This is a genomic window from Streptomyces sp. NPDC041968 (assembly GCF_055589025.1).
The window spans coordinates 320,279-346,737 of the sequence record NZ_JBVJCB010000001.1; the positions used below are offsets into that span (position 1 = coordinate 320,279).

At 71.6% G+C, this 26,459-nt stretch carries 21 protein-coding genes; 4 read left to right on the forward strand and 17 right to left on the reverse strand.

Annotated features, from left to right (window positions below; translation table 11 throughout):
* Positions 1–17: 17 nt before the first annotated feature.
* A complete protein-coding gene (locus tag ACZ6EG_RS01485) occupies positions 18–818 on the reverse strand; it encodes a TraR/DksA family transcriptional regulator (RefSeq protein ID WP_391967646.1) in 801 nt (266 codons plus the stop codon).
* 585 nt (positions 819–1,403) lie between these two features.
* On the opposite strand from ACZ6EG_RS01485, the gene ileS reads away from it, so the two are divergent.
* Positions 1,404–4,550: an isoleucine--tRNA ligase gene (ileS, locus tag ACZ6EG_RS01490; RefSeq protein WP_469600645.1), complete on the forward strand. Its 3,147-nt coding sequence runs from the start codon at positions 1,404–1,406 to the stop codon at positions 4,548–4,550.
* Positions 4,551–4,780: 230 nt separating this feature from the next.
* On the opposite strand, the gene divIVA is transcribed toward ileS, so the two are convergent.
* The 16 genes from divIVA to rsmH all read right to left on the reverse strand — a co-directional run bounded on the left by divIVA (position 4,781) and on the right by rsmH (position 22,747).
* Positions 4,781–5,950: an apical growth/hyphal branching protein DivIVA gene (gene divIVA / locus ACZ6EG_RS01495; RefSeq protein WP_391967648.1), complete on the reverse strand. Its 1,170-nt coding sequence runs from the start codon at positions 5,948–5,950 to the stop codon at positions 4,781–4,783.
* Between the two features lie 55 nt (positions 5,951–6,005).
* On the reverse strand, positions 6,006–6,290 hold the full coding sequence (locus ACZ6EG_RS01500) for a YggT family protein (protein WP_007448661.1): 285 nt from the start codon (positions 6,288–6,290) through the stop codon (positions 6,006–6,008).
* A gap of 82 nt (positions 6,291–6,372) precedes the next feature.
* Positions 6,373–7,014, reverse strand: a complete 642-nt coding sequence (locus ACZ6EG_RS01505) for a cell division protein SepF (RefSeq protein WP_356608118.1) — start codon at positions 7,012–7,014, stop codon at positions 6,373–6,375.
* A 129-nt stretch (positions 7,015–7,143) separates the two neighbouring features.
* Positions 7,144–7,863: a YggS family pyridoxal phosphate-dependent enzyme gene (locus tag ACZ6EG_RS01510; protein ID WP_391967649.1), complete on the reverse strand. Its 720-nt coding sequence runs from the start codon at positions 7,861–7,863 to the stop codon at positions 7,144–7,146.
* Positions 7,864–7,869: 6 nt separating this feature from the next.
* Positions 7,870–8,598 (reverse strand): peptidoglycan editing factor PgeF, encoded by a 729-nt coding sequence (pgeF, locus tag ACZ6EG_RS01515; protein WP_391967650.1) that lies wholly within the window; start codon positions 8,596–8,598, stop codon positions 7,870–7,872.
* Positions 8,595–9,800 (reverse strand): cell division protein FtsZ, encoded by a 1,206-nt coding sequence (ftsZ, locus tag ACZ6EG_RS01520; RefSeq protein WP_391967651.1) that lies wholly within the window; start codon positions 9,798–9,800, stop codon positions 8,595–8,597. The genes pgeF and ftsZ overlap by 4 nt, the downstream gene beginning before the upstream one ends.
* A gap of 286 nt (positions 9,801–10,086) precedes the next feature.
* Positions 10,087–10,881 carry a cell division protein FtsQ gene (gene ftsQ, locus ACZ6EG_RS01525; protein ID WP_469600650.1) on the reverse strand — a complete coding sequence of 265 codons (795 nt, stop codon included), beginning with the start codon at positions 10,879–10,881 and terminating at the stop codon, positions 10,087–10,089.
* Between the two features lie 23 nt (positions 10,882–10,904).
* Positions 10,905–11,999, reverse strand: coding sequence for an undecaprenyldiphospho-muramoylpentapeptide beta-N-acetylglucosaminyltransferase (gene murG, locus ACZ6EG_RS01530; RefSeq protein ID WP_356608127.1), 1,095 nt, complete (start codon positions 11,997–11,999; stop codon positions 10,905–10,907).
* Between the two features lie 6 nt (positions 12,000–12,005).
* Positions 12,006–13,379, reverse strand: a complete 1,374-nt coding sequence (ftsW, locus tag ACZ6EG_RS01535) for a putative lipid II flippase FtsW (RefSeq protein WP_391967653.1) — start codon at positions 13,377–13,379, stop codon at positions 12,006–12,008.
* 77 nt (positions 13,380–13,456) lie between these two features.
* A complete protein-coding gene (gene murD, locus ACZ6EG_RS01540) occupies positions 13,457–14,878 on the reverse strand; it encodes a UDP-N-acetylmuramoyl-L-alanine--D-glutamate ligase (RefSeq protein WP_469600652.1) in 1,422 nt (473 codons plus the stop codon).
* 11 nt (positions 14,879–14,889) lie between these two features.
* Entirely contained in the window at positions 14,890–15,981 is a 1,092-nt protein-coding gene (gene mraY / locus ACZ6EG_RS01545) for a phospho-N-acetylmuramoyl-pentapeptide-transferase (RefSeq protein WP_356608177.1), read from the reverse strand.
* On the reverse strand, positions 15,981–17,411 hold the full coding sequence (locus ACZ6EG_RS01550) for a UDP-N-acetylmuramoyl-tripeptide--D-alanyl-D-alanine ligase (RefSeq protein WP_391967655.1): 1,431 nt from the start codon (positions 17,409–17,411) through the stop codon (positions 15,981–15,983). The genes mraY and ACZ6EG_RS01550 overlap by 1 nt, the downstream gene beginning before the upstream one ends.
* Before the next feature lie 37 nt (positions 17,412–17,448).
* Positions 17,449–18,984, reverse strand: a complete 1,536-nt coding sequence (locus tag ACZ6EG_RS01555) for a UDP-N-acetylmuramoyl-L-alanyl-D-glutamate--2,6-diaminopimelate ligase (protein ID WP_391968271.1) — start codon at positions 18,982–18,984, stop codon at positions 17,449–17,451.
* A gap of 227 nt (positions 18,985–19,211) precedes the next feature.
* Entirely contained in the window at positions 19,212–21,179 is a 1,968-nt protein-coding gene (locus tag ACZ6EG_RS01560; RefSeq protein WP_391967656.1) for a peptidoglycan D,D-transpeptidase FtsI family protein, read from the reverse strand.
* Positions 21,176–21,730: a cell division protein FtsL gene (ftsL, locus tag ACZ6EG_RS01565; protein ID WP_469600656.1), complete on the reverse strand. Its 555-nt coding sequence runs from the start codon at positions 21,728–21,730 to the stop codon at positions 21,176–21,178. Before ftsL ends, ACZ6EG_RS01560 begins: the two co-directional genes overlap by 4 nt.
* A 60-nt stretch (positions 21,731–21,790) precedes the next feature.
* The gene (gene rsmH / locus ACZ6EG_RS01570) at positions 21,791–22,747 is read right to left on the reverse strand and encodes a 16S rRNA (cytosine(1402)-N(4))-methyltransferase RsmH (protein ID WP_079030121.1); all 957 of its coding nucleotides are present in this window, start codon (positions 22,745–22,747) and stop codon (positions 21,791–21,793) included.
* Between the two features lie 427 nt (positions 22,748–23,174).
* On the opposite strand from rsmH, the gene ACZ6EG_RS01575 reads away from it, so the two are divergent.
* The 3 genes from ACZ6EG_RS01575 (at position 23,175) to ACZ6EG_RS01585 (ending at position 26,419) form a co-directional block, all read left to right on the forward strand.
* Positions 23,175–23,723 carry a beta-class carbonic anhydrase gene (locus ACZ6EG_RS01575; RefSeq protein WP_391967658.1) on the forward strand — a complete coding sequence of 183 codons (549 nt, stop codon included), beginning with the start codon at positions 23,175–23,177 and terminating at the stop codon, positions 23,721–23,723.
* A gap of 258 nt (positions 23,724–23,981) precedes the next feature.
* On the forward strand, positions 23,982–25,055 hold the full coding sequence (locus ACZ6EG_RS01580; RefSeq protein ID WP_391967659.1) for an AAA family ATPase: 1,074 nt from the start codon (positions 23,982–23,984) through the stop codon (positions 25,053–25,055).
* A complete protein-coding gene (locus tag ACZ6EG_RS01585; protein ID WP_469600659.1) occupies positions 25,055–26,419 on the forward strand; it encodes a DUF58 domain-containing protein in 1,365 nt (454 codons plus the stop codon). Before ACZ6EG_RS01580 ends, ACZ6EG_RS01585 begins: the two co-directional genes overlap by 1 nt.
* Positions 26,420–26,459 lie beyond the last annotated feature (40 nt).

Below are 26,459 nucleotides of genomic sequence, written 5' to 3' on the forward strand. Positions count from 1 at the left end.
TCCGTCCCGGCGGCCGATCAGTACCGGCGCTCCTGCTTCTGCTTGCACTCGACGCACAGGGTGGCCCTCGGGAAGGCCTGCATGCGCGCCTTGCCGATGGGGTTGCCGCAGTTCTCGCACAGGCCGTAGGTGCCCGCGTCCAGGCGCTCCAGGGCGCGCTCGGTCTGGGTGAGCACCTCGCGCGCGGTGGCGGCCAGCGCCAGCTCGTGCTCGCGCGTGATGTTCTTGCTGCCGGTGTCCGCCTCGTCGTCGCCCGCGCCGTCCCCGGAGTCGCGCATCATGCCCTGCAGCGACCGCTCCGAGGAGTCGATCTCGGTGCGCAGCCGGTCGGCCTCGGACTCCAGCCCTCCGCGCGCCTCCTCCACCTCCTCCGGGGTCCAGGGTTCCTCGCCGGGCCGTACCGCGAGGTCGCCGGGGTCCGCGGCGGCGCCGCGCGCCTTGGGGACGGCGGTCTTGGCCGCCGTGGCCGTGCCAGGGGTCTTCTTCGCAACCACCGTCGTGGCTCCCGTCTGCTCCGCGGTCTGCGCCGCGCCCGCCTTCTTGGCCGTGCTCTTCTTCGCCGTGCTCTTCTTCGCCGGAGCCCGCTCGGCCGGGGCCCGCTTCGCCTCCGCCTTCCCGGCCTCCCCCGCCTTCCCGGCCGTGCTCCTCTTGGCCGGCGCCCGCTTCGCGGTGCCGCTCTCCGCCGCGTCGCCGCCCTCCGCGCCGCCCCCGGCCGCGGCATCCTGCTCCGCGGCCCCCTTCCCGGCCGTCGTCCTCCTGGCAGCGGACTTCTTCGCAGCCGCCTCGGACTGCTGTACGGCGGTCTTCTTCGCCACCATGGCCGCGGCCCCTTCACATATTGTGATCTTGCTCGCGAATCGTGCTGGGACGATAAATCGACTCGAGTCCCGCGGCAACGGGGCACGCCGCCCGATTCGCCCGCCCAGCGCCGCGCCGCGCACCGAGCATGCCTGCGTTGTGCCCAGCTCCCCGCCCGGTAATCCGCCGGACGCGGGCCCGGCCGGGCCGCTCCACGACCGGGGACCGGCCGGCGGCATTCGGGTCAGGGCGAGCCGCTCGGAGCGCGGGCGGGGGCCCTGCCGCCCGGCGCAGAAACCGGTCGGCCGTTGTCGGCCCGGCGCCGTACACTGGGCGGAGCGAAAAGCGTGGATGGGGACGAGTAGCGGCGTACGCAGCCCAGAGCGACCCGGGGACGGTGTGAGCCCGGGGGCGAGCGCGACGTGAAGATCACCCCGGAGCCGCCGGAAGAAAGCCCAGCACCAGGGCGAGTAGACCCGGCCTCGCGCCCCAACGAGGGGGCTCACCGGCGCACAGGACGCACCGGGGGCCAAGGAGGGTGGTACCGCGGGAGCGCAGCTCTCGTCCCTCCGACGGAAGGCAGCACGTCCGCCGGAGGAAGCTCGTTGAATACGCAGCCGCAGTACCGCCAGGTGCCCGCCCAGGTCGACCTGCCCGCGCTCGAACACGCGGTGCTCGACTTCTGGCGCGAGCAGAAGATCTTCGCCAAGAGCCTGGAGCAGTCCGAGGGCCGCCCCGAGTGGGTCTTCTACGAGGGCCCGCCCACCGCCAACGGCATGCCGGGCGCCCACCACATCGAGGCCCGCGTCTTCAAGGACGTCTTCCCCCGCTTCCGCACCATGCGCGGCTACCACGTGGGCCGCAAGGCCGGCTGGGACTGCCACGGCCTGCCGGTGGAGCTGGCGGTGGAGAAGGAGCTGGGCTTCTCCGGCAAGCAGGACATCGAGGCGTACGGCATCGCCGAGTTCAACGCCAAGTGCCGCGAGTCGGTGACCCGCCACACCGACGCCTTCGAGGCGCTCACGACGCGCATGGGCTATTGGGCCGACCTCCAGGACCCGTACCGCACGATGGACCCGGAGTACATCGAGTCCGTCTGGTGGTCGCTGAAGGAGATCTTCGACAAGGGCCTGCTGGTCCAGGACCACCGCGTCGCCCCCTGGTGCCCCCGCTGCGGCACCGGCCTGTCCGACCACGAGCTGGCGCAGGGCTACGAGACGGTCGTCGACCCGTCCGTCTACGTCCGCTTCCCCCTCACCTCCGGCCCGCTGGCCGGCGAGGCCGCGCTGCTGATCTGGACGACCACGCCCTGGACCCTGGTGTCCAACACGGCGGTCGCCGCGCACCCCGAGGTCACCTACGTCGTCGCGACGAACGGCGAGGAGAAGCTCGTCGTCGCCGAGCCGCTGGTGGCGAAGGCCCTCGGCGAGGGCTGGGAGACCACCGGCGAGTCCTTCACGGGTGCGGACATGGAGCGCTGGACGTACCAGCGCCCGTTCGAGCTGGTGGAGTTCCCCGAGCCGGCCCACTACATCGTCAACGCCGACTACGTCACCACCGAGGACGGCACGGGTCTCGTCCACCAGTCCCCCGCCTTCGGTGAGGACGACCTGAAGGTCTGCCGCTCCTACGGCCTGCCCGTCGTGAACCCGGTCCGCCCGGACGGCACCTTCGAGGAGGACGTCCCGCTGGTCGGCGGCGTCTTCTTCAAGAAGGCCGACGAGAAGCTCACCGAGGACCTGGACACCCGGGGCCTGCTCTTCCGGCACATCCCCTACGAGCACAGCTACCCGCACTGCTGGCGCTGCCACACCGCGCTGCTGTACTACGCGCAGCCGTCCTGGTACATCCGCACCACCGCGATCAAGGACCGCCTCCTCCAGGAGAACGAGGGGACCAACTGGTTCCCCGACTCGGTCAAGCACGGCCGGTACGGCGACTGGCTGAACAACAACATCGACTGGGCGCTGTCCCGCAACCGCTACTGGGGCACCCCGCTGCCCATCTGGCGCTGCGAGGAGGACCACCTCACGGTCGCCGGCTCCCGCGCGGAACTCACCGAGCTGTCCGGCACCGACCAGTCGGCCCTCGACCCGCACCGCCCGTACATCGACGACGTCACCTTCGCCTGCCCCGAGGAGGGCTGCGGCAGGACCGCCACGCGCGTGCCGGAGGTCATCGACGCCTGGTACGACTCGGGTTCGATGCCGTTCGCGCAGTGGGGCTACCCGCACAAGAACAAGGAGCTGTTCGAGAGCCGGTACCCGGCGCAGTTCATCTGCGAGGCCATCGACCAGACCCGCGGCTGGTTCTACACGCTGATGGCGGTCGGCACCCTGGTCTTCGACAAGTCCTCGTACGAGAACGTGGTCTGCCTCGGCCACATCCTCGCCGAGGACGGCCGCAAGATGTCCAAGCACCTCGGCAACACCCTGGACCCCATCCCGCTGATGGACCGGCACGGCGCGGACGCGGTCCGCTGGTTCATGGCGGCCGGCGGCTCCCCGTGGGCGGCCCGCCGGGTCGGTCACGGCACCATCCAGGAGGTCGTCCGCAAGACGCTCCTCACCTACTGGAACACGGTCGCCTTCCAGGCCCTGTACGCCCGCACCTCGGGCTGGGCGCCGAGCGCGGCCGACCCGGCCCCCGCCGACCGCCCGGTCCTGGACCGCTGGCTCCTCTCCGAACTGCACGCGCTCACCGACCAGGTCACCCAGGCGCTGGACGCGTACGACACCCAGCGCGCCGGCAAGCTGCTGTCCGCCTTCGTCGACGACCTGTCCAACTGGTACGTCCGTCGCTCCCGCCGCCGCTTCTGGCAGGGCGACAAGGCGGCGCTGCGCACCCTGCACGAGGTCGTCGAGACGGTCACCAAGCTCATGGCCCCGCTGACCCCGTTCATCACCGAGCGGGTCTGGCAGGACCTGGTCGTGCCGGTCACCCCGGGCGTCCCGGAGTCGGTGCACCTGTCCTCGTGGCCCGAGGCGGACCTGTCGGCGATCGACCCGGAGCTGTCCCGGCAGATGGTCCTGGTCCGCCGGCTGGTGGAGCTGGGCCGCGCCACGCGCGCGGAGTCGGGCGTCAAGACGCGCCAGCCGCTCAGCCGTGCGCTGATCGCCGTGGCGGGCTTCGACGCGCTCACCCCCGAACTGCACGCGCAGATCACGGAGGAGCTGAACGTCGAGTCCCTGGCGTCGCTGAGCGAGGTCGGCGGTTCGCTGGTCGACACGACCGCGAAGGCCAACTTCCGTGCGCTGGGCAAGCGGTTCGGCAAGCGCGTCCAGGACGTGGCGAAGGCCGTCGCGAACGCGGACGCCGCGGCGCTCTCCCTCGCCCTGCGCGAAGGCACGGCCTCGGTGGAGGTCGACGGCGAGACGGTCGCCCTCGCCCCCGACGAGGTGATCATCACGGAGACGCCCCGCGAGGGCTGGTCGGTCGCCTCGGACTCCGGCGCGACCGTGGCGCTGGACCTGGAGATCACGGAGGAGCTCCGCCGCGCGGGCCTCGCCCGTGACGCGATCCGCCTGATCCAGGAGGCCCGCAAGAACAGCGGCCTCGACGTCGCCGACCGCATCTCCCTGCGCTGGACCGCCGCGGACCCGGCGACGGTGGCGGCCCTGACCGGCCACACGTCCCTGATCGCGGACGAGGTCCTGGCGATGGACTTCGCCCAGGGCGAGGCGGACGACACGTACGGGGAGCCGTTCACGGACGAGGGCCTGTCCCTGACGTTCCGCCTGCGCAAGCAGTAACCGAGCAGCACCAAGGCCCGGCCCCCTTCTCCTCGGGGAGCCGGGCCTTCTCGGCTGCCCGGCACGGGTGGGCTGTGGGGCATCCCGCCCGCACCGGAGTCGGAACCGGGACCCGCACCCGCACCCGCACCCAGTACAAGGGCGGGCCCCGGGTCGAAAACCCGGGGCCCGCCCTTGAACGCTGCCGAAGACAACGCCGTACTACTTACCGGACGTCAGTCCGAGACAGCTCAGTTGTCGTCCTCGTCGATCAGGAACCCGCGCATCGGCGAGGGCGCCTGCCCCATCGGCGACGGGCCCTGCGGACGCACCGGCGCCATCGGCTGGGTCATCGCCGGCGACATCTGCTGCTGCCCGCCGTAGGACGGCCCGGACTGACCCGGACCGCTGCCCATCGACTGGTTGCCACCGTAGGACGGGGCACTCGCGCCGGCCGGAGCCATCGAGGGCGCCGGGGACGGCGGCAGGGAGGCCGTGGCGGGCGTGCGCGGCGGGGCGAGCGAGTCATCCGCCTGGGTCTCCAGCTGACGCAGCTGCGACTCCAGGTACGACTTCAGCCGCGTCCGGTACTCGCGCTCGAAGCCGCGCAGGTCCTCGACCTTGCGCTCCAGCGTGGCGCGGGCGGACTCCAGGGAGCCCATCGCGACGCGGTGCTTCTCCTGCGCGTCCCGCTCCAGGGCGTCGGCCTTGGCACGCGCGTCGCGCTCCAGGCCCTCGGCACGCGAACGCGCCTCGCCGACGATCTTGTTGGCCTCGGAACGGGCCTCGGCGATCGCCTGGTCGGCGGTCTGCTGGGCCAGCGAGAGGACACGGGCGGCGCTGTCGCCACCGGGGCCGCCCTGACCGGGCATGCCCGGGCCACCGGGACCCTGCGGGCCGCCCATGGGGCCGCCCATCGGGCCGGGGCCCATCTGGCCCTGCATCGGACCGGGGCCGCCCTGGCCCATCGGTCCCGGACCCTGACCCATCGGGCCGGGCCCCTGCGGACCACCCTGACCGCCGGGGCCGGCGGGCAGCTGCGGGGCACCGCTCGGCAGCTGGGGCGGGCCCCCCATGGGGCCACCCATCTGCTGCTGCGGCGGGCCCGATATGCCGGCGGGCACCGGAGCGCCGGGACCTCGCATGCCCTGCTGCGGCATCCCCTGCTGGGGATGCTGCTGCGGGTGCTGCTGCTGATCCTGCGGGGGCTCCGGGGGCTTGCGCATGTTCTGCTGGTTCTGCGCGGCCGCGCGCGTCGCCGCGGCCAGCTTGGCGCGCAGGTCCTCGTTCTCGCGGAGCAGCCGGGTCAGTTCGGCTTCGACCTCATCGAGGAAGGCATCGACCTCGTCCTCGTCATAGCCTTCTCGGAGGCGGACGGTCGTGAACTGCTTGTTCCGCACGTCCTCGGGGGTCAACGGCATCTCTTCACCTCAACGTTGTCGTCGGCATTCGGCAAGCCCGTATCTCTCTCATCGATCACAGCCGGCTCACGATCGAGATCAGGATGTAGACGATGATCATCAGTACGAAGAAGGACAGGTCGAGCGCCACGCCCCCGAGACGCAGCGGCGGAATGAACCGCCGCAGAAGCTTCAACGGTGGATCGGTGACAGTGTAGGTGGCCTCCAGAACGACCACCATCGCCTTGCCGGGTTGCCACGAGCGGGCGAACTGGAAGACGTAGTCCATGACCAACCGGAAGATGAGCACGATGAGGAAGCACATCAGCGCGATGTAGACGACATCCAGGACCACGCTCATGACCTGTGCTTCCCTCTCCCCTGAACCATCTCTCGGACCCGGTTCTCGGATCCGTGTTCTTGCTCTGTACCGGTGGTGCGTCTCAGCTCTGGTTGAAGAACCCGCCCTCTGCGATGCGGGCCTTGTCCTCCGCCGTGACATCGACGTTAGCAGGAGACAGCAGGAACACCTTCTGCGTCACCCGCTCGATACTGCCGTGAAGACCAAACACCAAACCGGCCGCAAAGTCGACAAGTCGCTTCGCATCTGTGTCATCCATCTCAGTGAGATTCATGATCACCGGCGTGCCCTCACGGAAGTGTTCCCCGATGGTACGGGCCTCGTTGTAGGTCCGGGGGTGAAGTGTGGTGATCCGGTAGGGCTCTCGTTCGGACACGACCTTGGGCATGATGACCGGTGCGCTCTTTTCCAGGCTTGCGCGTTCTTGTGTGATGGATGCCACGGGCGCGATCCGCGCCGGGCGGCTGGATTCCGCCGCGAGCGAAGGGGAGCGGGGCACCGGCTCGCGCTGCGGGGGCGGTTGTACGACTCGTACCTCTTCGTCCCTTTGGGGCTGATGTGAACCATGGGGCTGGTGGACGGGCTCGTGCCGCCGGTGGTCCCGCTCGGGCTCCGGGTCCAGCTCGGGTTCGAAGTCGTCGTCGGGGTCGAACCCCCGGCCGTCGTACCCATCGTCCTCCACGAGGCCGAGGTAGACCGCCATCTTGCGCATCGCGCCGGCCATTCTCTGAGTCCTCCGCTCTGTGGTGGATCGGCTGACGACTGCCAAGTGCCCGCGATCCACGAGGTCGTTGCATCCGCCTTTCGGCGGTAATGACCATATTTTCTGCTGTGGTCCGACTTCTTGGCGACGTTACCCGAGCCCGGGGCGGACTCCGAGTACCGCGGTGCCGACGCGTACATGTGTCGCTCCGGCGGCCACGGCCTCCTCGAGGTCCGCGCTCATTCCTGCGGAGACCATGTTCGCAGCCGGATGGGTCCGGCGCACGCGGGTCGACAAATCCATGAGGCGTTCGAACGCCGCCTGTTGGCGCCCCGCGTACTCGCCGGTGAGGGGAGCGACGGTCATCAGCCCGTCGAGCCGCAGACCTTCCGCCCCGGCGACCAGGTCGGCCAACTCCTCGACCCCCGCGGGACCGACGCCGCCGCGCTCGCCGCGACCGCTCTCCCCCGCGTCGAGCGCGACCTGGAGCAGACAGCCCACCTCGCGCCCGGTGCGTACGGCCTCCCTGGACAGGGCGGTGACCAGCTTGGGGCGGTCGACGGACTGCACGACATCCGCGTAACCGACCACGGAGCGCACCTTGTTGGTCTGCAACTGACCGACGAAATGCCACGAAAGCGGCAGATCCGAGCAGGCCGCGGCCTTCGGGGCCGCGTCCTGGTCACGGTTCTCGGCGACATGGCGCACGCCGAGGTCGGAGAGAATCCGCACATCGTCCGCCGGGTAGGTCTTGGTGACCACGATCAGGGTCACCTCGTCGCGCCGGCGGCCGGCGGCCGCACAGGCGGCGGCGATGCGCTCCTCGACCGTGGCCAGGTTCGCGGCGAGTTCGTGCTTACGGTCCGTCATGCCCCATCAGTCCAGCCAGACATAGCTCGCGAGCCGCCCGGTGGTGCGGTCGCGTCGGTACGAGAAGTGGTCCTCCGACTCCCGGGTGCACACCGGCGACTGCGCCCGGTCGTGCACCCCGAGTCGCTCGAGCTGCGCGTGCACCCCGGCGCCCACGTCGACCGCCGGCGTACCCCAGCCGGTCACGGCGTGCGCCGCCGGCTCGACGGCACTCACCTCGGCGCGCATCTCCTCGGGCACCTCGTAGCACCGGCCGCACACGGCGGGTCCGGTGCGGGCGACGACGCGGGCGGGGTCGGCGCCGAGTTCCGCCATGGCCCGTACGGCGGCGGGGACGACCCCGGCGACCAGGCCGGGCCGGCCCGCGTGGGCCGCGGCGGCGACACCGGCGACGGGGTCGGCCAGCAGGACGGGGACGCAGTCGGCGGTGAGGACGGCGAGGGCGAGACCGCGTTCGGCGGTGACGATCGCGTCGACCCGCGGGACCGGGCGGTCCCCCCAGGGTCCGTCGACGACGGCGACGTCGGCGCCGTGCACCTGGTTCATCCAGACCACCCGGGCCGGGTCGACGCCCAGCGACTTGGCGGCCAGCTCCCGGTTGGCCGTGACGGCGCCGGGGTCGTCGCCGACCGCGCCGCCGAGGTTCAGCTCCTCGTACGGAACGGCGCTCACTCCGCCCCACCGGTCGGTGAAGCCGAAGTGCGCGCCGTTCACGGTGTCGCGCTGTCCTATCACTTCAGGAAGTCCGGCACGTCCAGTTCCTCGGCCGCGCTGTCCGAGTAGGTCCGGGACGGCGGGACCGGCGGCGGGGCGACCGGCGGCAGGTCGCTCACCGGCTCCGGGGCGGGGGCCGGCTCCGGCTCCTCCTTCGGCTTCACGCTGCCGAGCGAACCGAAGGACGGACGGCTCTCGGTCTGCCGCGCCGGGGCGGGCTCCTCGCGCTTGGGCGAGGAGGAGCCGAGGACGTTGTCCCGCTGCTTGGACGGCGGCTGGCCCCCGTCGAAGCCGGCCGCGATCACGGTGACCCGGACCTCGTCGCCGAGGGCGTCGTCGATGACCGCGCCGAAGATGATGTTGGCCTCGGGGTGGGCGGCCTCGCTGACCAGCTGGGCGGCCTCGTTGATCTCGAACAGGCCGAGGTCGGAGCCGCCGGAGATGGAGAGCAGCACGCCCCGGGCGCCGTCGATGGACGCCTCCAGGAGCGGCGAGGAGATCGCCATCTCGGCCGCGGCCACCGCGCGGTCGTCGCCGCGGGCCGAGCCGATGCCCATGAGAGCGGACCCCGCCTCGGACATGACCGACTTCACGTCGGCGAAGTCCAGGTTGATCAGGCCCGGGGTGGTGATCAGGTCGGTGATGCCCTGCACACCGGACAGCAGCACCTGGTCGGCGGACTTGAACGCGTCCAGCACGCTGACCTGGCGGTCCGAGATGGACAGCAGCCGGTCGTTGGGGATGACGATGAGGGTGTCGACCTCTTCGCGGAGCTCCGCGATGCCGTCCTCGGCCTGGTTGGCCCGGCGCCGTCCCTCGAAGGTGAACGGGCGGGTGACCACGCCGATGGTGAGGGCGCCCAGCGAGCGGGCGATGTTGGCCACGACGGGCGCGCCGCCGGTGCCGGTGCCGCCGCCTTCGCCGGCTGTCACGAAGACCATGTCGGCCCCCTTGAGGACCTCCTCGATCTCTTCGCGGTGGTCCTCGGCGGCCTTGCGGCCGACGGCCGGGTTGGCTCCGGCGCCGAGTCCGCGGGTGAGTTCACGGCCGACGTCGAGCTTGACGTCGGCGTCGCTCATCAACAGAGCTTGCGCGTCGGTGTTGATGGCGATGAACTCGACGCCCTTGAGACCGACCTCGATCATCCGGTTGATGGCATTGACACCACCGCCGCCGACACCGATGACTTTGATGACTGCGAGGTAGTTCTGCGGTGCTGCCACGTCGAAGGCCTCTCGCCTCGAGTTACGTGTCGTCGGATCGCCGGAGCACTGCTGCCCCGCGACCGACGACTGATGCCGATTGGGACGGTCCGTAGCGCCGACCCGAACCCTAACGCTGAAGTTTAGGGTTACCAGTGTGTCTGTTCCTTGGAGTCTTCTGAACAGGACACTAAGTCGACAAGTGGCGCACGTTCAACGAACACGCCGAACCTCCCGTTTTTCTTTTCACCCTATGTGATCAGCCGTAGCGCTGCCCAACCAGGGTGCTGGCCTGCGTGTATACCCGTCAACTCCCTGATGACGCCGGGGCCGTGGGAACACTGACGTCGAAGTGCCGCGCCCCGGGCGCCGCTTTCATCAGCGCGGTGAGCGCGCCGGCCTTGCGCGCCCCCTGCTCCCCGCTCCCCCAGGCGACGGTCCGGCCCCCGCTCAGTTCGACCGAGATGTCGTCGTAGGAACGGACCTTGACGACCCGTGCGTCCCGGGCGACCGGGTCCGGAAGGCGGCCCGCCGCCCGCACCGCCTCCACCACCAGGCGGTCCTCGTCGAAGCGGCGCAGGCTGGCCGCGGCCGAACCGGACCGCGCGGGCTTCAATTCCAGCTCGGGCACGCCTTTCGGGGCCCGGGAAACCGTGGCGTAACGGACACCTTCCGCGTCCACTTCCACGAACTTCCGGCCTTTTTCGACCACCAGAACCGGAGTCCGCTCCTTCACTTTCAGCTCGATCCCGTGCGGCCAGGAACGCTCGGCCTCGATCTCGTCGATGCGGGGCAGCTCCCTGCGCAGCCGGGCCTCGATCGCCTCGGTGTCGACGGAGACCAGCGGTTCCCCGACGGGCACGTCGGCGGCCTCGCGCACCTGCGCGGGCGTCAGCACACGGGTTCCGGCGACCGAAACGCGTTCGACACGCGTCCAGCCCGAACTGTAGAGCAGCCAGAAGGTCCCGCCCGCGACGAGCACAAGGGCGACGCCCAGGATGATGATCGTACGAAGTCGGGGCGGGCCGAACCGGCGCGCACGGGGCGGGCCGGACGACTCCTGCTGACGTTCCCCGCGCTCGGCGGTGGTCGGTCCGGCCACGCTCCCCTGCCTTCCGTCAGTGTCTAGCGGTGCGCGCGGGCGGCGATCGCCTCGTACACCATGCCGACGAGGAGGTCGTCGGCGTCCCGGCGGCCGAACTCGGCGGCGGCGCGGGACATCTCGTACAGCCGGTGCGGGTCGGCCAGCACGGGCAGGACGTTGTGCTGCAGCCACTCCGGCGTCAGCTCCGCGTCGTCGACCAGCAGTCCGCCGCCGGCCTTGACCACCGGCTGGGCGTTGAGCCGCTGTTCGCCGTTGCCGATGGGCAGCGGGACGTAGGCGGCCGGGAGTCCGACGGCGGAGAGCTCGGCGACGGTCATCGCGCCCGCACGGCAGAGCATCATGTCGGCCGCGGCGTACGCGAGGTCCATCCGGTCCAGGTAACTTACCGGGATGTACGGGGGCATTCCCGGCATCTGGTGGACCTGCGGCAGTTCGTTCTTGGGACCGACCGCGTGCAGGATCTGGATTCCGGCCTGCTGGAGCCAGGGCGCGACCTGCTGGACGACCTCGTTGAGGCGGCGGGCGCCCTGCGAGCCGCCGGTGACCAGCAGCGTGGGCAGGTTGGGGTCGAGGCCGAACGCCGCGCGGGCCTCGGGGCGGGCGGCGGCCCGGTCCAGGGTGGCGATGGAGCGGCGCAGCGGGATGCCGATGTAGCGGGAGTTGCGCAGCTTGCTGTCCGGGGTCGAGACGGCGACCTGTGCGGCGTAGCGCGAGCCGATCTTGTTGGCCAGGCCCGGGCGGGCGTTGGCCTCGTGGACGACGATCGGCACGCCGAGCCGCTTGGCCGCGAGGTAGCCGGGCAGGGCGACGTAGCCGCCGAAGCCGACCACGGCGTCCGCCTTGGTGCGTTCCAGGATCTGCTCGGTCGCCTTGATGGTGCCGCGCAGCCGGCCCGGGACGGTGATCAGCTCGGGGGTGGGCTTGCGCGGCAGCGGTACGGCCGGGATCAGCGCCAGTTCGTACCCGCGCTCGGGTACGAGGCGGGTCTCGAGGCCGCGTTCCGTGCCCAGGGCCGTGATCCCCACGGTCGGATCCTGCCTGCGCAGGGCGTCCGCGAGGGCGAGCGCGGGCTCGATGTGGCCCGCGGTTCCTCCGCCGGCGAGTACGACATGCACCGAAATTCACCGCTCTCCGGACGAGCGCGCCGCCGAGGCACGCCGTCGCATCGTGTTCCAACTCCGTGGGCTCCGCTTGGACCCGGTGCCCCCGGCTCCCCGCTTTCTACCAAAGCGAGGTTGCCGCAGCGCGAGCGCCGCCCGCGCACCGGGCTCGTCACGCGCGAAGGCGATCAGCAGACCGATGGCGAACATGGTCGGCAGCAGGGCGGAACCCCCGTAGGAGAACAGCGGGAGCGGGACACCGGCGATCGGCAGCAGCCCGAGGACCGCACCGATGTTGATCACGGCCTGGGCCGTGATCCAGGTGGTCACGCCTCCCGCGGCATACCTCACGAAGGGGTCCTCCGTGCGTCCGGCCACGCGGATACCCGCATAGCCTAGAGCCGCGAAGAGGGCGAGCACCGACAGCGTCCCCGCCAGACCCAGTTCCTCACCGGTGACGGCGAAGATGAAGTCCGTGTGGGCTTCCGGGAGTTGCCCCCATTTCTCCACACTGGCGCCCAGTCCGGAACCGAACAGTCCGCCCGAGGCGAGGGCGTAGATGCCGTGCACGGCCTGCCAGCAGGCGTCGCCCGGCCCGGGGTCGGTGGCGCCCAGGCAGTTCAGCCGGGCCATGCGGTTGGGGCTGGTCTTGATGAGGATGAACCCCAGCAGCACGGCGATCGACAGCACCCCGGCGAACAGCCGGGTGGGGGCGCCGGCCAGCCACAACAGGCCGAAGAGGATGGCGGTCAGGATGATCGCCGTACCCATGTCGCCGCCGATCATGATCAGCCCGAGCAGCATGAAGGCGGCCGGGACCAGCGGCACCAGCATGTGCTTCCACTGCGTCAGCAGCCTCCTGTCCTGCTTGCGGGCCAGCAGGTCCGCGCCCCACAGGACCAGGGCCAGCTTCCCGAACTCACTGGGCTGGATCTGGAAGGAGCCGCCCAGGGCGATCCAGTTCTGGTTGCCGTTGACCGCCACTCCTATCCCCGGCACCTGGACCAGGATCATGAGGAAGACGGCACCGGCGAGGATCGGATAGGCCAGCGCGCGGTGCAGCTTCACCGGCATCCGCATGGCGGCCACCAGCAGCCCGGCGCCGATCAGGGCGGCCAGGAACTGCTTGCGGAAGAAGTACGAGCCCGGCAGCGACAGCTGGAGCGCGGTGATCTGGGAGGCCGAGTAGACCATCACCAGGCCGAGCACGGTGATCAGCGCGCTGCCGCCCGAGATCAGGTAGTACGCGGTCAGCGGCCGGTCCCAGGCGCGGCGCAGGCGGTGGTAGAGGCGGAGCACGGGGTTCTCGTGCACCGGCCCCGGCGCGGCGGGGCGCTTGACGGCCCGCTGCTGCACGGGCGGGCGCCCGGTACGGCTCTGAGGGCTACCGGGCATCGTGGCCTCCGCTGTACGTCGGCATGGACCGTCCCACGCGTCCCTCCCGAGGTCGCCCGGCGCAGGAGGCGGCCGGGTCAGGCGCCGAGTTCGCGAACGGCCTCCGCGAACGCGTCACCACGCTGGTTGTAGTTGGTGAACATGTCCATGGAGGCACAGGCCGGGGCCAGCAGCACCGTGTCACCGGGCCGGGCGAGTCGCTGGGCCTCCTGGACGGCCTGGAGCATCGCCCCAGTGTCGGTCCGGTCGAGGTCGACCACGGGTACCTCGGGCGCGTGTCGCGCCAGGGCTTCGCGGATCAGGGCGCGGTCGGCGCCGATGAGCACGGCTCCGCGCAGGCGCTTCGCCGCCCCCGCGACCAGCTCGTCGAAGGACGCGCCCTTGGCCAGCCCCCCGGCGATCCAGACGATCGACCGGTACGCCGCCAAGGAGGCCTCGGTGGCGTGGGTGTTGGTCGCCTTGGAGTCGTCCACGTACGCCACCCCGTCGACGTCGGCGACGTGCGCGATGCGGTGGGCGTCGGGCGTGAAGGCCCGCAGTCCGTCGCGTACGGCGGCGGCGGAGACGCCGTAGGCACGGGCGAGGGCCGCCGCGGCGAGGGCGTTGGCGATGTTGTGCGGGGCCGGCGGGTTCACGTCGGAGATCTCGGCGAGCTCCTGGGCGTTCTTCTGCCGGTCCTCGACGAAGGCCCGGTCGACCAGGAGGCCCTCCACGACGCCGAGTTGACCCGGGGCCGGGGTGCCGAGGGTGAAGCCGACGGCGCGGCAGCCCTCCTCGACGTCGGCCTCGCGGACCAGGTCCTCGGTCGCCTTGTCGGCCACGTTGTAGACGCAGGCGACGCGATTGCCCTCGTAGACGCGGCCCTTGTCGGCGGCGTAGGCCTCCATGGAGCCGTGCCAGTCGAGGTGGTCCGGGGCGAGGTTGAGCACGGCGGCCGAGTGGGCGCGCGGCGAGGACGCCCAGTGGAGCTGGTAGCTGGACAGCTCCACCGCGAGGACGTCGTACTCCTCGTCGCCGGTGACCGCGTCCAGCAGCGAGACACCGATGTTGCCGACGGCGGCGGTGCGCAGGCCGGCCGCCTTCAGGATCGACGCGAGCATCTGGACGGTGGTGGTCTTGCCGTTGGTGCCGGTGACCGCCAGCCAGGGCGCCGGCTCCCTGCCGTCCAGACCGCGCAGGCGCCAGGCCAGTTCGACGTCGCCCCAGACGGGGACGCCGGCCTCGCGGGCCGCCGTGAACAGCGGCTTGTCCGGCTTCCAGCCCGGCGCGGTGACGATCAGCTCGGTGCCCTCGGGCAGGGCCGCGGCGGAGCCGTCGCCGAGGCGCACGGTGACGCCGAGCGCCTCCAGGTCCGCCGCCTGCGCCCGCGCGCGCTCGTCGTCGCCGTCGTTGACGACCGTGACGCGTGCGCCGAGGCCGTGCAGCACCCTGGCCGCCGGGACGCCGGAGACGCCGAGGCCGGCGACAGTGACGTGCTTGCCCTGGAATTCGGAAGGCACCGAGGAGGAGGTCACTTGTCCGCTGCCCATCCCGCGTAGAAGAGGCCCAGTCCGACGATCACGCAGATGCCCTGGATGATCCAGAAGCGGACCACCACAAGGACCTCGGACCAGCCCTTGAGTTCGAAGTGGTGCTGGAGTGGCGCCATCCGGAAGACGCGTTTGCCGGTGAGGCGGAAGGAGCCGACCTGGATGACCACCGACATGGTGATCAGGACGAACAGACCGCCGAGGATGGCCATCAGCAGCTCGGTGCGCGAGCAGATCGCCAGACCCGCCAGCACGCCGCCGAGCGCGAGCGAACCGGTGTCGCCCATGAAGATCTTGGCCGGCGAGGTGTTCCACCACAGGAAGCCGAGGCAGGCGCCCATCAGCGCGGAGGAGACCACCGCGAGGTCGAGCGGGTCGCGCACCTCGTAGCAGGCGCCCGGGTTGGTGAGGGTCAGCGCGTTGGCGCAGGACTCCTGGAACTGCCAGACGCCGATGAAGGTGTACGCGCCGAAGACCAGGACGGAGGCGCCGGTGGCCAGACCGTCCAGACCGTCGGTCAGGTTCACGCCGTTCGACATCGCGAGGATCATGAACAGCGCCCAGATGACGAACAGCACCGGGCCGATGGACCAGCCGAAGTCGGTGATGAACGACAGCTTGGTGGAGGCCGGGGTGTTGCCGCGGTTGTCCGCGAACTGGAGCGAGAGCACCGCGAACGCGATGCCGACGATCAGCTGGCCGGCCATCTTCGCCTTGGCCCGCAGGCCCAGCGAACGCCTCTTGACGATCTTGATGTAGTCGTCGAGGAAGCCGACCAGGCCCATGCCCACCATCAGGCCGAGCACCAGCAGGCCCGAGAAGGTCGGCGCCGCGTCCGCCTCGGGGTCCAGGTAGCTGGTGATCACCTTGGCCAGGAAGTAGGCGGCGACCGTGGCGAAGATGAAGGCGATACCGCCCATCGTCGGCGTACCGCGCTTGCTGGCGTGCTCGCGCGGTCCGTCGTCGCGGATGTACTGGCCGTAGCCCTTGCGGGCCAGCAGCTTGATCAGCAGCGGGGTGCCGACCAGCGTCAGGAAGAGGCCAATGACGCCCGCGAACAGGATCTGCTTCATCATCGGGCGGCGACCTCACCCTCGGCGCCGGTCTCCAGCAGCGCCGCGGCGACGCTCTCCAGACCCACCGAACGGGACGCCTTCACGAGTACGACGTCTCCCGGGCGCAACTCGCTGCGCAACAGGTCGACCGCCGCCTGTGCGTCGGACACGTGCACCGACTCCTCACCCCACGAACCCTCGTTATATGCGCCCAGTTGCAGCCATTGGGCTTCCCTGCCCCCGACCGCGACGAGCTTGCTGACGTTGAGCCGGACGGCGAGCCGTCCGACCGCGTCGTGCTCGGCGAGCGCCTCGTCCCCGAGCTCGGCCATCTTGCCGAGCACCGCCCACGTACGGCCCCCCTTCGCCTGTGCGGCTTTGCCCATGGCGACCAGCGCACGCAGCGCGGCCTTCATCGACTCGGGGTTCGCGTTGTAGGCGTCGTTGACGACCGTCACGCCGTCCGGGCGCTCGGTGACCTCCATCCGCCAGCGGGAGAGGGAGCCCGCCTCGGAGAGCGCGGTGGCGATCTCGTCTGCGGACATGCCCAACTCGTGGGCGACGGCGGCCGCGGCGAGCGCGTTCGACACGTGGTGCTCACCGTACAGGCGCATGGTCACATCGCTTGCACCGGAGGGTGTGTGAAGCCTGAACGAGGGCTGTCCACTGTCCGTGAGTCGCACGTTCTCGCCACGAACGTCCGCTTCGTCGGACTCTCCGAAAAGGATCACCTTCGCCTTCGTTCGGGAGGCCATGGCCCGTACGAGCGGGTCGTCCGCGTTGAGGATCGCGGTGCCCCCCTCCTCGGCCGACGGCAGCGCCTCGACGAGTTCGCCCTTGGCCTGCGCGATCTGCTCCCGGCCGCCGAACTCGCCGATGTGCGCGGAGCCGACGTTGAGGACGAGGCCGACCTTCGGCGGGGTCAGCTCGCAGAGGTAGCGGATGTGGCCGATGCCGCGGGCGCCCATCTCCAGGACGAGGAACCTGGTCTCGTCGGTGGCGGTGAGCGCGGTGAGCGGCAGCCCGACCTCGTTGTTCATGGAGCCCGGCGTGAACACCGTGGGCGCCTTGCGGCGCAGGACCTGGGCGATGAGGTCCTTGGTGCTGGTCTTGCCGGCCGACCCGGTGAGGGCCACGAGGGTGGTGCCGAGGCGCCGCACGACGTGCCGGGCGAGGGCTCCGAGGGCGGTCTGCACGTCGTCCACGACGATCGCGGGCACGCCGACGGGCCGGGAGCCGAGCACGGCCACCGCGCCCGCCTCGACGACCGGCGCCGCCCAGTCGTGGCCGTCCACCCGCTCGCCGACGAAGGCGACGAACAGGCAGCCGGGCCCCGCTTCCCGCGAGTCCCGGACGACCGGCCCGGTGACCTGCACGGACGCGTCCGGTATGTCATGCATCCGCCCGCCGACGACTTCTGCGATCTCGGCGAGAGAGAGGGCGATCACAAGTTCATCCCCTGGATCATCTGGATCATTCGGGACTTCATCCCTGGGTCTTGTGGACGGGGGTCTTCCTGATGGCTTCGCGCAGCACCTGGCGGTCGTCGAAGGGGCGGACCACTCCGGCGATGTCCTGGCCCTGCTCGTGGCCCTTGCCCGCCACCAGCACGGTGTCGCCGGGCTCGGCCCGGGCGACGGCGGCGGCGATCGCGGCGGCCCGGTCCTCGAAGACCTGGACCTCGCCGCGCTCGTGCGCGGGCACGGAGGCCGCGCCCTGGAGCATGGTGGCGAGGATCGCGAGGGGGTCCTCGGAGCGGGGGTTGTCGGAGGTCAGCACGGCGGTGTCGGCGAACCGTGCCACGGCGGCGCCCATCGGCTCCCGCTTGGTGGTGTCCCGGTCGCCGCCGCAGCCGAGCACGGCGTGCAGCCTGCCCTCGGTGACCTTGCGCAGGGCGCGCAGGACGGACTCGACGGCGTCGGTCTTGTGGGCGTAGTCGACCACCGCGAGGTACGGCTGGCCCTCGTCCACGCGCTCCAGGCGACCGGGCACGCCGGGCACCGCGGCGACGCCGTCGGCGGCGGACTGCGGGTCGAGTCCGGCGGCGGCGAGGGCGACGATCGCGGCGAGGGTGTTCGCCACGTTGAACGGGCCGGCCAGCGGCGACCTGGCGGTCACGCGCTCGCCCTTGGGGCCCAGCACGGTGAACGTCGAGTCCAGCGGGCCGACCTCGACCTCGTCGGCGCGCCAGTCGGCGTCGGGGTGGCCCTCCGCGGAGTAGGTGACGACCGGCACGGTGGCCTCGTTCGCGAGGCGGCGTCCGTACTCGTCGTCGACGTTGACCACGCCGAGCCTGCTGCGCTCCGGCGTGAAGAGCTGCGCCTTCGCCTGGAAGTAGTCCTCCATGCCGGAGTGGAACTCCATGTGCTCCGGGCTGAGGTTGGTGAAGACCGCGATGTCGAAGACGCACGCGTCGACCCGGCCGAGTACCAGCGCGTGGCTGGAGACCTCCATCGCGACCGCCTCGGTGCCGCGCTCGCGCATCACCGCGAACAGGGCCTGGAGGTCGGTGGCCTCGGGCGTGGTGCGCTCGGACTTGATGCGCTCGTCGCCGATGCGCATCTCGACCGTGCCGATCAGCCCGGTGGACTTCGCCGTGCGCAGACCGCCCTCGACGAGGTAGGCGGTGGTGGTCTTGCCGGAGGTGCCGGTGATGCCGATCTGGAGGAGGTCGCGGCCGGGGTGGCCGTAGATCGTGGCCGCCAGCTCACCCATCCGCGCGCGCGGGTCGTCGACGACCAGGGCCGGCAGGCCGGCGGCCGCGACGCGCTCCGCGCCGGCCGGGTCGGTCAGCACGGCTGCGGCGCCGAGGCCGGCGGCCTGGGTGGCGAAGTCCGCTCCGTGCAGCCGGGCACCGGGCAGGGCGGCGTAGAGGTCACCGGGCCGGACGGCGCGCGAGTCATGGGTGATGCCCGTGACGGCGGCGGTGCCGTCGGGCACGGCGACACCCAGTTGACCGGCGAGTTCCGCGAGGGGTGTGGCGGAGTTCCGCACCGGACGGGGCGGTCCCGGGTAGGTCACGGGGTGGCCCTTCTGGGTGGTTTGGGACTGATCAGCGTGTGGCACGGCGGTGAGCGTACCGGGCGTACCCGCTTCCCGGCGAAGTGAGGGGCTGGGGCTGCTCTGGTTCCCGGGCTCGGGGGTGATCGTTGTCACGGGTGGTTCCTGGTGGCTCGGTACTGAAACGGCGCTGGCTCGGTACTGGCTCGGTTGCGGACTCGGTTCTGGCCGGGTTCTGGCTCGGTTCGTCAGGGCTTGAAGGCGACCGGGAGTCTCGCGGGGGCGGCCCCGGTCGGCGGGATCTGGAGGGTCTTCAGGGCGAACTCCATGACCTGCTTGTAGATGGGGCCGCAGATCTGGCCGCCGAAGTAGCTGCCCTGGGTGGCGTTCTGGATGGCGCAGTAGACGGTGACGCGGGGCTTGTCGGCGGGGGCGAACCCGGCGAACGACGAGGTGTACCCCTTGTACTGGCCGGTGGCCGGATCCACCCGGTTGGCCGTCCCCGTCTTGCCCGCGACCCGGTAGCCGGGGATACGGGCCTTGGTGCCGGTGCCTTCCTCGTCGTCGACGACGGACTCCAGCATCTGCGCGAGGGTCTTGGCGGTCTTTTCGCTGATCACCCGGGTCTTCTTGGGCTCGGGGGCCGGCGTGAAGCGGTCGTCGTCGCCCTGGGTGCCGCGTACGAGCGTGGGTTCGACGCGGACGCCGCCGTTGGCGATGGTCGAGTAGACGGAGGCCGCCTGCAGCGCGTTCACGGACACGCCCTGGCCGAAAGGAATCGTGTACTGCTGCGAGGTCGACCACTGGTCGGGCGGCGCCAGGATGCCCTTGGTCTCCCCGGGGAAGCCGAGCCCGCTGTACTCGCCGAGGCCGAACCTGCGCAGGTAGGAGTGGAGCACCTTGTTGGCCTCCTGCTGGGTCTTGCCCAGTTCGCCGGTGGCCATGATGGTGCCGATGTTGCTGGACTTGGCGAGCACGCCGTTGAGCGTGAGGTACCAGGTCGGGTGGTCGACGTCGTCCTTGAAGAGCCGGTCGCCGCGCTTGAGCCGGTTGGGGACGGTGATGTGGGTGCCGGGCGTGGCGGCGTTCTCCTCCAGTACGGCGGCCATCGACATCACCTTGGCGGTGGAGCCGGGCTCGAAGGCGTCCTGGAGGGCGGCGTTGCCGAGCGCGTCGGGGTCGGCGTGGGCGAGGTCGGCCGGGTCGAAGCCGGGCGAGTTGGCCATGGCCAGGATCTCGCCGGTGGCCGTGTCCTGGACGATGACGTAGCCCCCGTCCGCCTTGGACTTCTCCACCTGCGCGCTGATCGCCTCCTGGGCGGCCCACTGGATGTCGCGGTCGATGGTCAGCTCGACGTCGCTGCCGGGCACGGCGGGCGTCTCCGTGGAGCCGGCGGTGGGCACCTGGCGGCCGCCGGACTGCACGTAGCGGATCTCGCCGTCCTTGCCGGCCAGCGTCCCGTTCAGCTTCCGTTCGAGGCCGCCGCCGCCCTCGCCGTCGGCGTTGACCCAGCCCAGGATGGAGGCGGCGAGGTCGCCGCCCGGGTACACGCGCTTGCTGCTGGGGTCGGCGAGGACGCCCGCGAGGACGTTGACCACGGACTTGTCCGTCTCCGCCTTCTTGGTGAGCGCGCTCTTCAGGTCCTTGATCTGGTTCCAGACCTGCGGGGTCTGCCGGCGGGCGAGGACGACGTAGCGCAGCTTCCCGTTCTCGGGGCGGAGCCGGTCGACCAGGTCCTCCTGGTCCTCTCCGAGGATCGGCGCGAGGAGCGCCGCCGCCTGCTCGGGGCCGTCGCCGACCTTCAGCTGCTCGCGGGTGAACAGCGTCGGGTCGGCGGTGATGTCGTAGGCGTCCACGGTGGACGCGAGGGCGACGCCGTTGCGGTCGGTGATCCCACCGCGCTCGGAGGGGAGTTTGTGGACGACGTAGTGGTTCTGCTCGGCCTTGGCGGTGTACGTGCCGGCGTCGACGGCCTGCACCTGGAGCAGCCGTACGACGAACGCGGACAGCACCAGGGTCAGCGCGAGACCGATCAGGCGCAGCCGCGGGCGGGGGCTGCCCAGCCGGATGACACGGGGCGCGGCCGGCCGGGGCGGGCCCGGTCGGCGGGCGGGCCGGGCGCCGGGGCCCGGCTGCCGCCGTCCGCCGGGGCGGACGGGCCTGGCGGGTCCGGGCACACGGCGGCGCGGCGGTTCCCTGTCGGACACTTCCGTCACCTGCCGGGGGTCGGGGTCGGGTCGGTCGCTGCCGTGGAGCCGGCCGCCGTGCCGGACGGCCCGGCGGTGGAGGGCGCGGCGGTGGGGGACGTGCCGGTGCCGGACGTGTCCACCGAGAGCGGGTCGGTGCCGGGTGGCGCGGTCAGTGCCTCGGGGGCCACGACCAGCGGGGGGACCTCGGTGGGGGCGGGGCTCGGCGAGCCCTTGACGGAGCCGTCGGGGGCGAGGAAGGCGGGGTCGCCGCCGGGCACCATGCCCAGCTCGCGGGCGCGGCGCTGGAGGGCGCGGGGGGCGGAGTAGGCGTCGATGTCCCGCTGGAGCGCCTGCTCCTCGTCGGTGAGCTCCTTCGTCTCCTGCTTCAGGTCGTCCAGCTGGAACGAGCCTTCGCTGAGGGCGGAGTTCAGCAGCAGGAGCCCGATGAGGCCGCCGCCGAGGAGGACGACCACGAGGAGGACGAAGGGGGCGCGGGCCGCCTGGCCCCGTGCGCCGCCGGGTGGGAAGAGCTGAGCCAGCCGGGCCGCCCGCCCCTTCAGCTCGGGGTTCCTACCCACTCGCCCTCCCCTCGGACCGGGTGGACCGTCCGCACCCGCACCTGGCCTGCCTCACTCGCTTCACCCGATGGACTCCCTGATCCGCTGGGCTCCGCGCAGCCGGGCCGGCGCCGCCCGCCGGTTCTCGGCGATCTCCTGCTCGGTGGGAAGTTCGGCACCGCGCGTGAGCAGCTTGAGCCGGGGCGCGTAGCGTTCGGGTACGACCGGCAGTCCGGGAGGTGCGGTGTTCGCCGCGCCGGCCGCGAACACCTGCTTGACGAGCCGGTCCTCCAGGGAGTGGTACGAGAGGACGGCGATCCGTCCGCCCACGTCGAGGGCCTCGACGGCGGCCGGGACCGCCCGCTCCAGGACGGACAGCTCACCGTTGACCTCGATGCGCAGGGCCTGGAAGGTGCGCTTGGCCGGGTTGCCACCGGTGCGCTTGGCGGCCTGCGGCAGGGCGGCCCGGATCAGCTCCACGAGCCGCGCGCTGTTGCTGAACGGCTCCTTGTCGCGCTCCCGCACGATCGCGGACACGATCCGCTTGGCCTGCTTCTCCTCGCCGTACGCCCGCAGGATGCGGACGAGTTCGCCCGGCGGGTAGGTGTTGAGGACCTCGGCGGCGCTCATGCCGGTCGTCTGGTCCATGCGCATGTCGAGCGGGGCGTCCTGGGCGTAGGCGAAACCGCGGTCGGCCTCGTCGAGCTGCATGGAGGAGACGCCGAGGTCGAACAGCACGCCCTGGACACGCGGGACGCCGAGGCGGTCCAGCACGTCGGGCAGTTCGTCGTACACGGCGTGCACGAGGGTGGCGCGTTCCCCGTACGGGGCGAGCCGCTCGCCGGACAGGCGCAGCGCCTCCTTGTCCCGGTCGAGGGCGACGAGGCGGGCGTCGGGGAAGCGGGTGAGGAGCGCCTCGCTGTGTCCGCCGAGTCCCAGCGTGCAGTCGACGACCACGGCGCCCGGCTCCTGGAGGGCGGGCGCCAGCAGGTCCAGGCACCGCTGGAGCATCACCGGGACGTGTCGACTCTGACTCAAGTGGGGCGGCCTCTCAGGTCCGGCACGGCGTCACGCACCGCCGGGTCCCCTCCCGCTCGCTCGTGAAGGGGAGGCCTGCCGGCGCCGGAGGCGTCGGCCGGCCGGGAGCGGGAGGAGGCCGAGCCGTACGTACGCGCCGCGCACGTGGGGAGATCTGGCGGAACGTCGTCCAGGTCTCCGGGGTTTCAGTCCAGCAGGGAGAGCCTCGCCTCCCGCTTCGCGTCACTTTAGTCCACCGTGTCGCCCGGTCAATCAACCGGCCTGCGCGTCGCGGACGCGGGCGCGCACGAATCGGCGCGAGGTGGCACTTCACCCGCTCGGACGCGCCCGTCCGGGTCTGTGGGGTGGCTCACAACAAGCCGCGATGACGTTCTTTGTCCCTCTTCTCAGCGAGTCCGGAGCGGGGGTGACCAGTAACGTCATGGTTATGACGACTTCTGCATCGATCCCCGAGGGCTCCGCATCAGCCGCCACCGGCGCCGGTTCCGCCACCGACCGGTTCGTCGAGGCGAACGCGCGGTACGCCACCGAGTTCGCCGACGCCGAGCTGGCGGGCCGCCCCGCCCTGCAGGCCGCCGTCGTGGCCTGCATGGACGCGCGCCTGGACGTGACCGCCGCGCTCGGTCTGCGCAACGGCGACTGCCACGTCATCCGCAACGCCGGCGGTGCCGTCACCGACGACGTGATCCGCTCCCTCACCATCAGCCAGCGGGCGCTCGGCACCCGCAGCGTCATCCTCGTCCACCACACGGCGTGCGGCATGGAGACCCTCACCGAGGAGTTCCGGCACGAGCTGGAGCTGGAGGTCGGCCAGCGCCCCGGCTGGGCGGTGGAGTCCTTCCGCGACGTCGACCAGGACGTACGGCAGTCCATCCGGCGGGTCCGGACCTCGCCGTTCCTGCCGCACACGGACGACGTACGCGGCTTCGTCTACGACGTGAAGACGGGCCTGCTCCGCGAGGTCGACGCCGCCTGATCCGGCCGCCCACCCCGACGACCCTCGCCGCACAAGCACCGCAAACACCGTAAGGCCTGACATATCGCGGGCAGTTGTCCACAGGCGAGTGACACGAATCGGTAACGGCAGCAAGAATGCGGGAAGTGATGTCGCGCGGAACTTTTTCCGCGCGATGTCCGTGATTCGGGGTGGGGCCGGTCCGCACGTCAGGGACGGCCCGGCAAGTTGGGGTACCCCCGCTTCCCAGGAAGCGCGGGCAAGGCCGAGGAGGGCCGGGTGACGACCTATGACGATCAGGCGAGCCATGGGGGTGCCCCCTCGCGAACGTATTCGAGCGTGGGGGATGATCTGACCGCTGTGGTCGAGCGCGTACGCGCTTCGGTGGAGGACGTGATCGAGGGCAAGCCCGAGGTCGTACGGCTCTCCCTGACCGTGCTGCTCGCCGAGGGACACCTGTTGATCGAGGATGTCCCCGGCGTCGGCAAGACCATGCTGGCCAAGGCCCTGGCACGGTCGATCGACTGCTCCGTGCGCCGGATCCAGTTCACGCCGGACCTGCTGCCCTCGGACATCACCGGGGTCTCCATCTGGGACCAGCAGCGCCGGGACTTCGAGTTCAAGCCGGGTGCCATCTTCGCGCAGGTGGTGATCGGCGACGAGATCAACCGTGCCTCGCCCAAGACCCAGTCCGCGCTGCTGGAGTCGATGGAGGAGCGCCAGGTCACCATCGACGGGCAGACCTACGAGCTGCCCAGCCCCTTCATGGTGGTGGCGACGCAGAACCCGGTCGAGATGGAGGGCACCTATCCGCTGCCGGAGGCCCAGCGCGACCGCTTCATGGCGCGGGTCTCCATCGGCTATCCCAGCCCGGAGGCCGAGCTGCAGATGCTCGACGTCCACGGCGGGGTGAACCCGCTGGACGACCTCCAGCCGGTGGCGCACGCGCACGAGATCCTCAAGCTGATCGAGACCGTCCGGGGCGTCCACGTCGCGGACCCGGTCCGGCGGTACGCCGTGGACCTGGTCGCCGCCACGCGCACCCACCCCGACCTCAGACTCGGCGCCTCGCCGCGCGCCACGCTGCACCTGCTGCGCGCGGCGAAGGCGTCCGCCGCCCTGAGCGGCCGGGAGTACGCGCTGCCGGACGACGTGCAGGCCCTCGCGGTCGCCGTCCTGGCCCACCGTCTGCTGCCCACCGCCCAGGCCCAGCTGGGCCGCCGCACCGCCGAGCAGGTGGTCCAGGAGATCCTGCAACGCACTCCGGTGCCGGCGGCGCCCCAGCAGCAGTCGGGCCTCGGCATGGGCCGCGGCGCGCCGGCGTACGGCCAGCAACCGCCGCGGAGGCTGTGATGGACACCGGGGGGACGGACCGGTCGGAGGACGACCGGGGCGAGGGCGGCGGCATCCGCACCGCCCTGTCCGGTCTGACCACCCGTGGGCGTTCCTTCCTGGCCGCCGGCATCGCCGCCGCGATCTGCGCCTACGTCCTCGGACAGAGCGACCTGCTGCGGGTCGGGCTGCTGCTGAGCGTGCTGCCCCTGCTCTGCGCGACCGTGCTCTACCGCACCCGCTACCGGGTGGCGGGCAGCCGCCGGCTCTCCCCGGGGCGGGTATCCGCGGGTGCCGAGGCCCGGGTCCACCTGCGCGTCGACAACGTCTCGCGGCTGCCCACGGGTCTGCTGATGCTCCAGGACCGCGTCCCCTACGTGCTGGGGCCGCGCCCCCGCTTCGTCCTCGACCGGGTGGAGCCGGGCGGCCGCCGCGAGGTGTCCTACCGGGTCCGCTCGGACCTGCGCGGCCGCTACCCGCTGGGTCCGCTGCAACTGCGCCTGACCGATCCGTTCGGCCTGTGCGAGCTGACCCGCTCCTTCTCCACGTACGACACCCTGACCGTCGTCCCGCGGGTGGAGGCGTTGCCGCCGGTGCGGCTGAGCGGGGAGGCGAGGGGGTACGGCGAGGGCCGGCAGCGCTCGCTCGCGCTGGCGGGCGACGACGACGTGATCCCGCGCGGGTACCGCCACGGCGACGACCTGCGCCGCGTGCACTGGCGCTCCACCGCGCGCTACGGCGAGCTGATGGTGCGCCGCGAGGAGCAGCCCCAGCGGGCCCGCTGCACGGTGCTCCTGGACACCCGGGGCCTGGCCTACGACGGCGCGGGCCCCGACTCCGCCTTCGAATGGGCGGTGTCGGGCGCGGCCTCCGTCCTGGTGCACATGCTGGAGCGGGGCTTCTCCGTCCGGTTGCTCACGGACACCGGTGACTCGGTGCCCGGCGAGGGCGCCGACGGCTTCACGGGCGCGAGCCAGGGCACGGCGGACGCGGCCGGGCTGATGATGGACACCCTCGCCGTGATCGACCACTCCGACGGCACGGGCCTGTCCCGCGCCTACGACGTGCTGCGGGGCGGGAACGAGGGGCTGCTGGTGGCGTTCTTCGGCGATCTGGACGAGGAGCAGGCCGCGGTGGCCGCCAGGATGCGGCAGCGCAGCGGTGGTGCCGTCGCCTTCGTGCTGGACGGCGGGGTCTGGGCGGGGGGACCGGCCCCGGTCCCCGGCCCGCCGGACGGGGGCGGGGAGCGGCTGCGGATGTTGCGCGAGGCGGGCTGGACCGCCGTGGGCGTCCCCCGGGGCGCCCCCCTGGAGGACGTGTGGCGCCTGGCGGACCGCGAGCGCAGCGGCCTCATGGCGGCGAGCGGCGGGGAGGGCACGGGATGAACGGGCCGGCGCGGTACACGGGGCCCGGCGGGCCCGACCG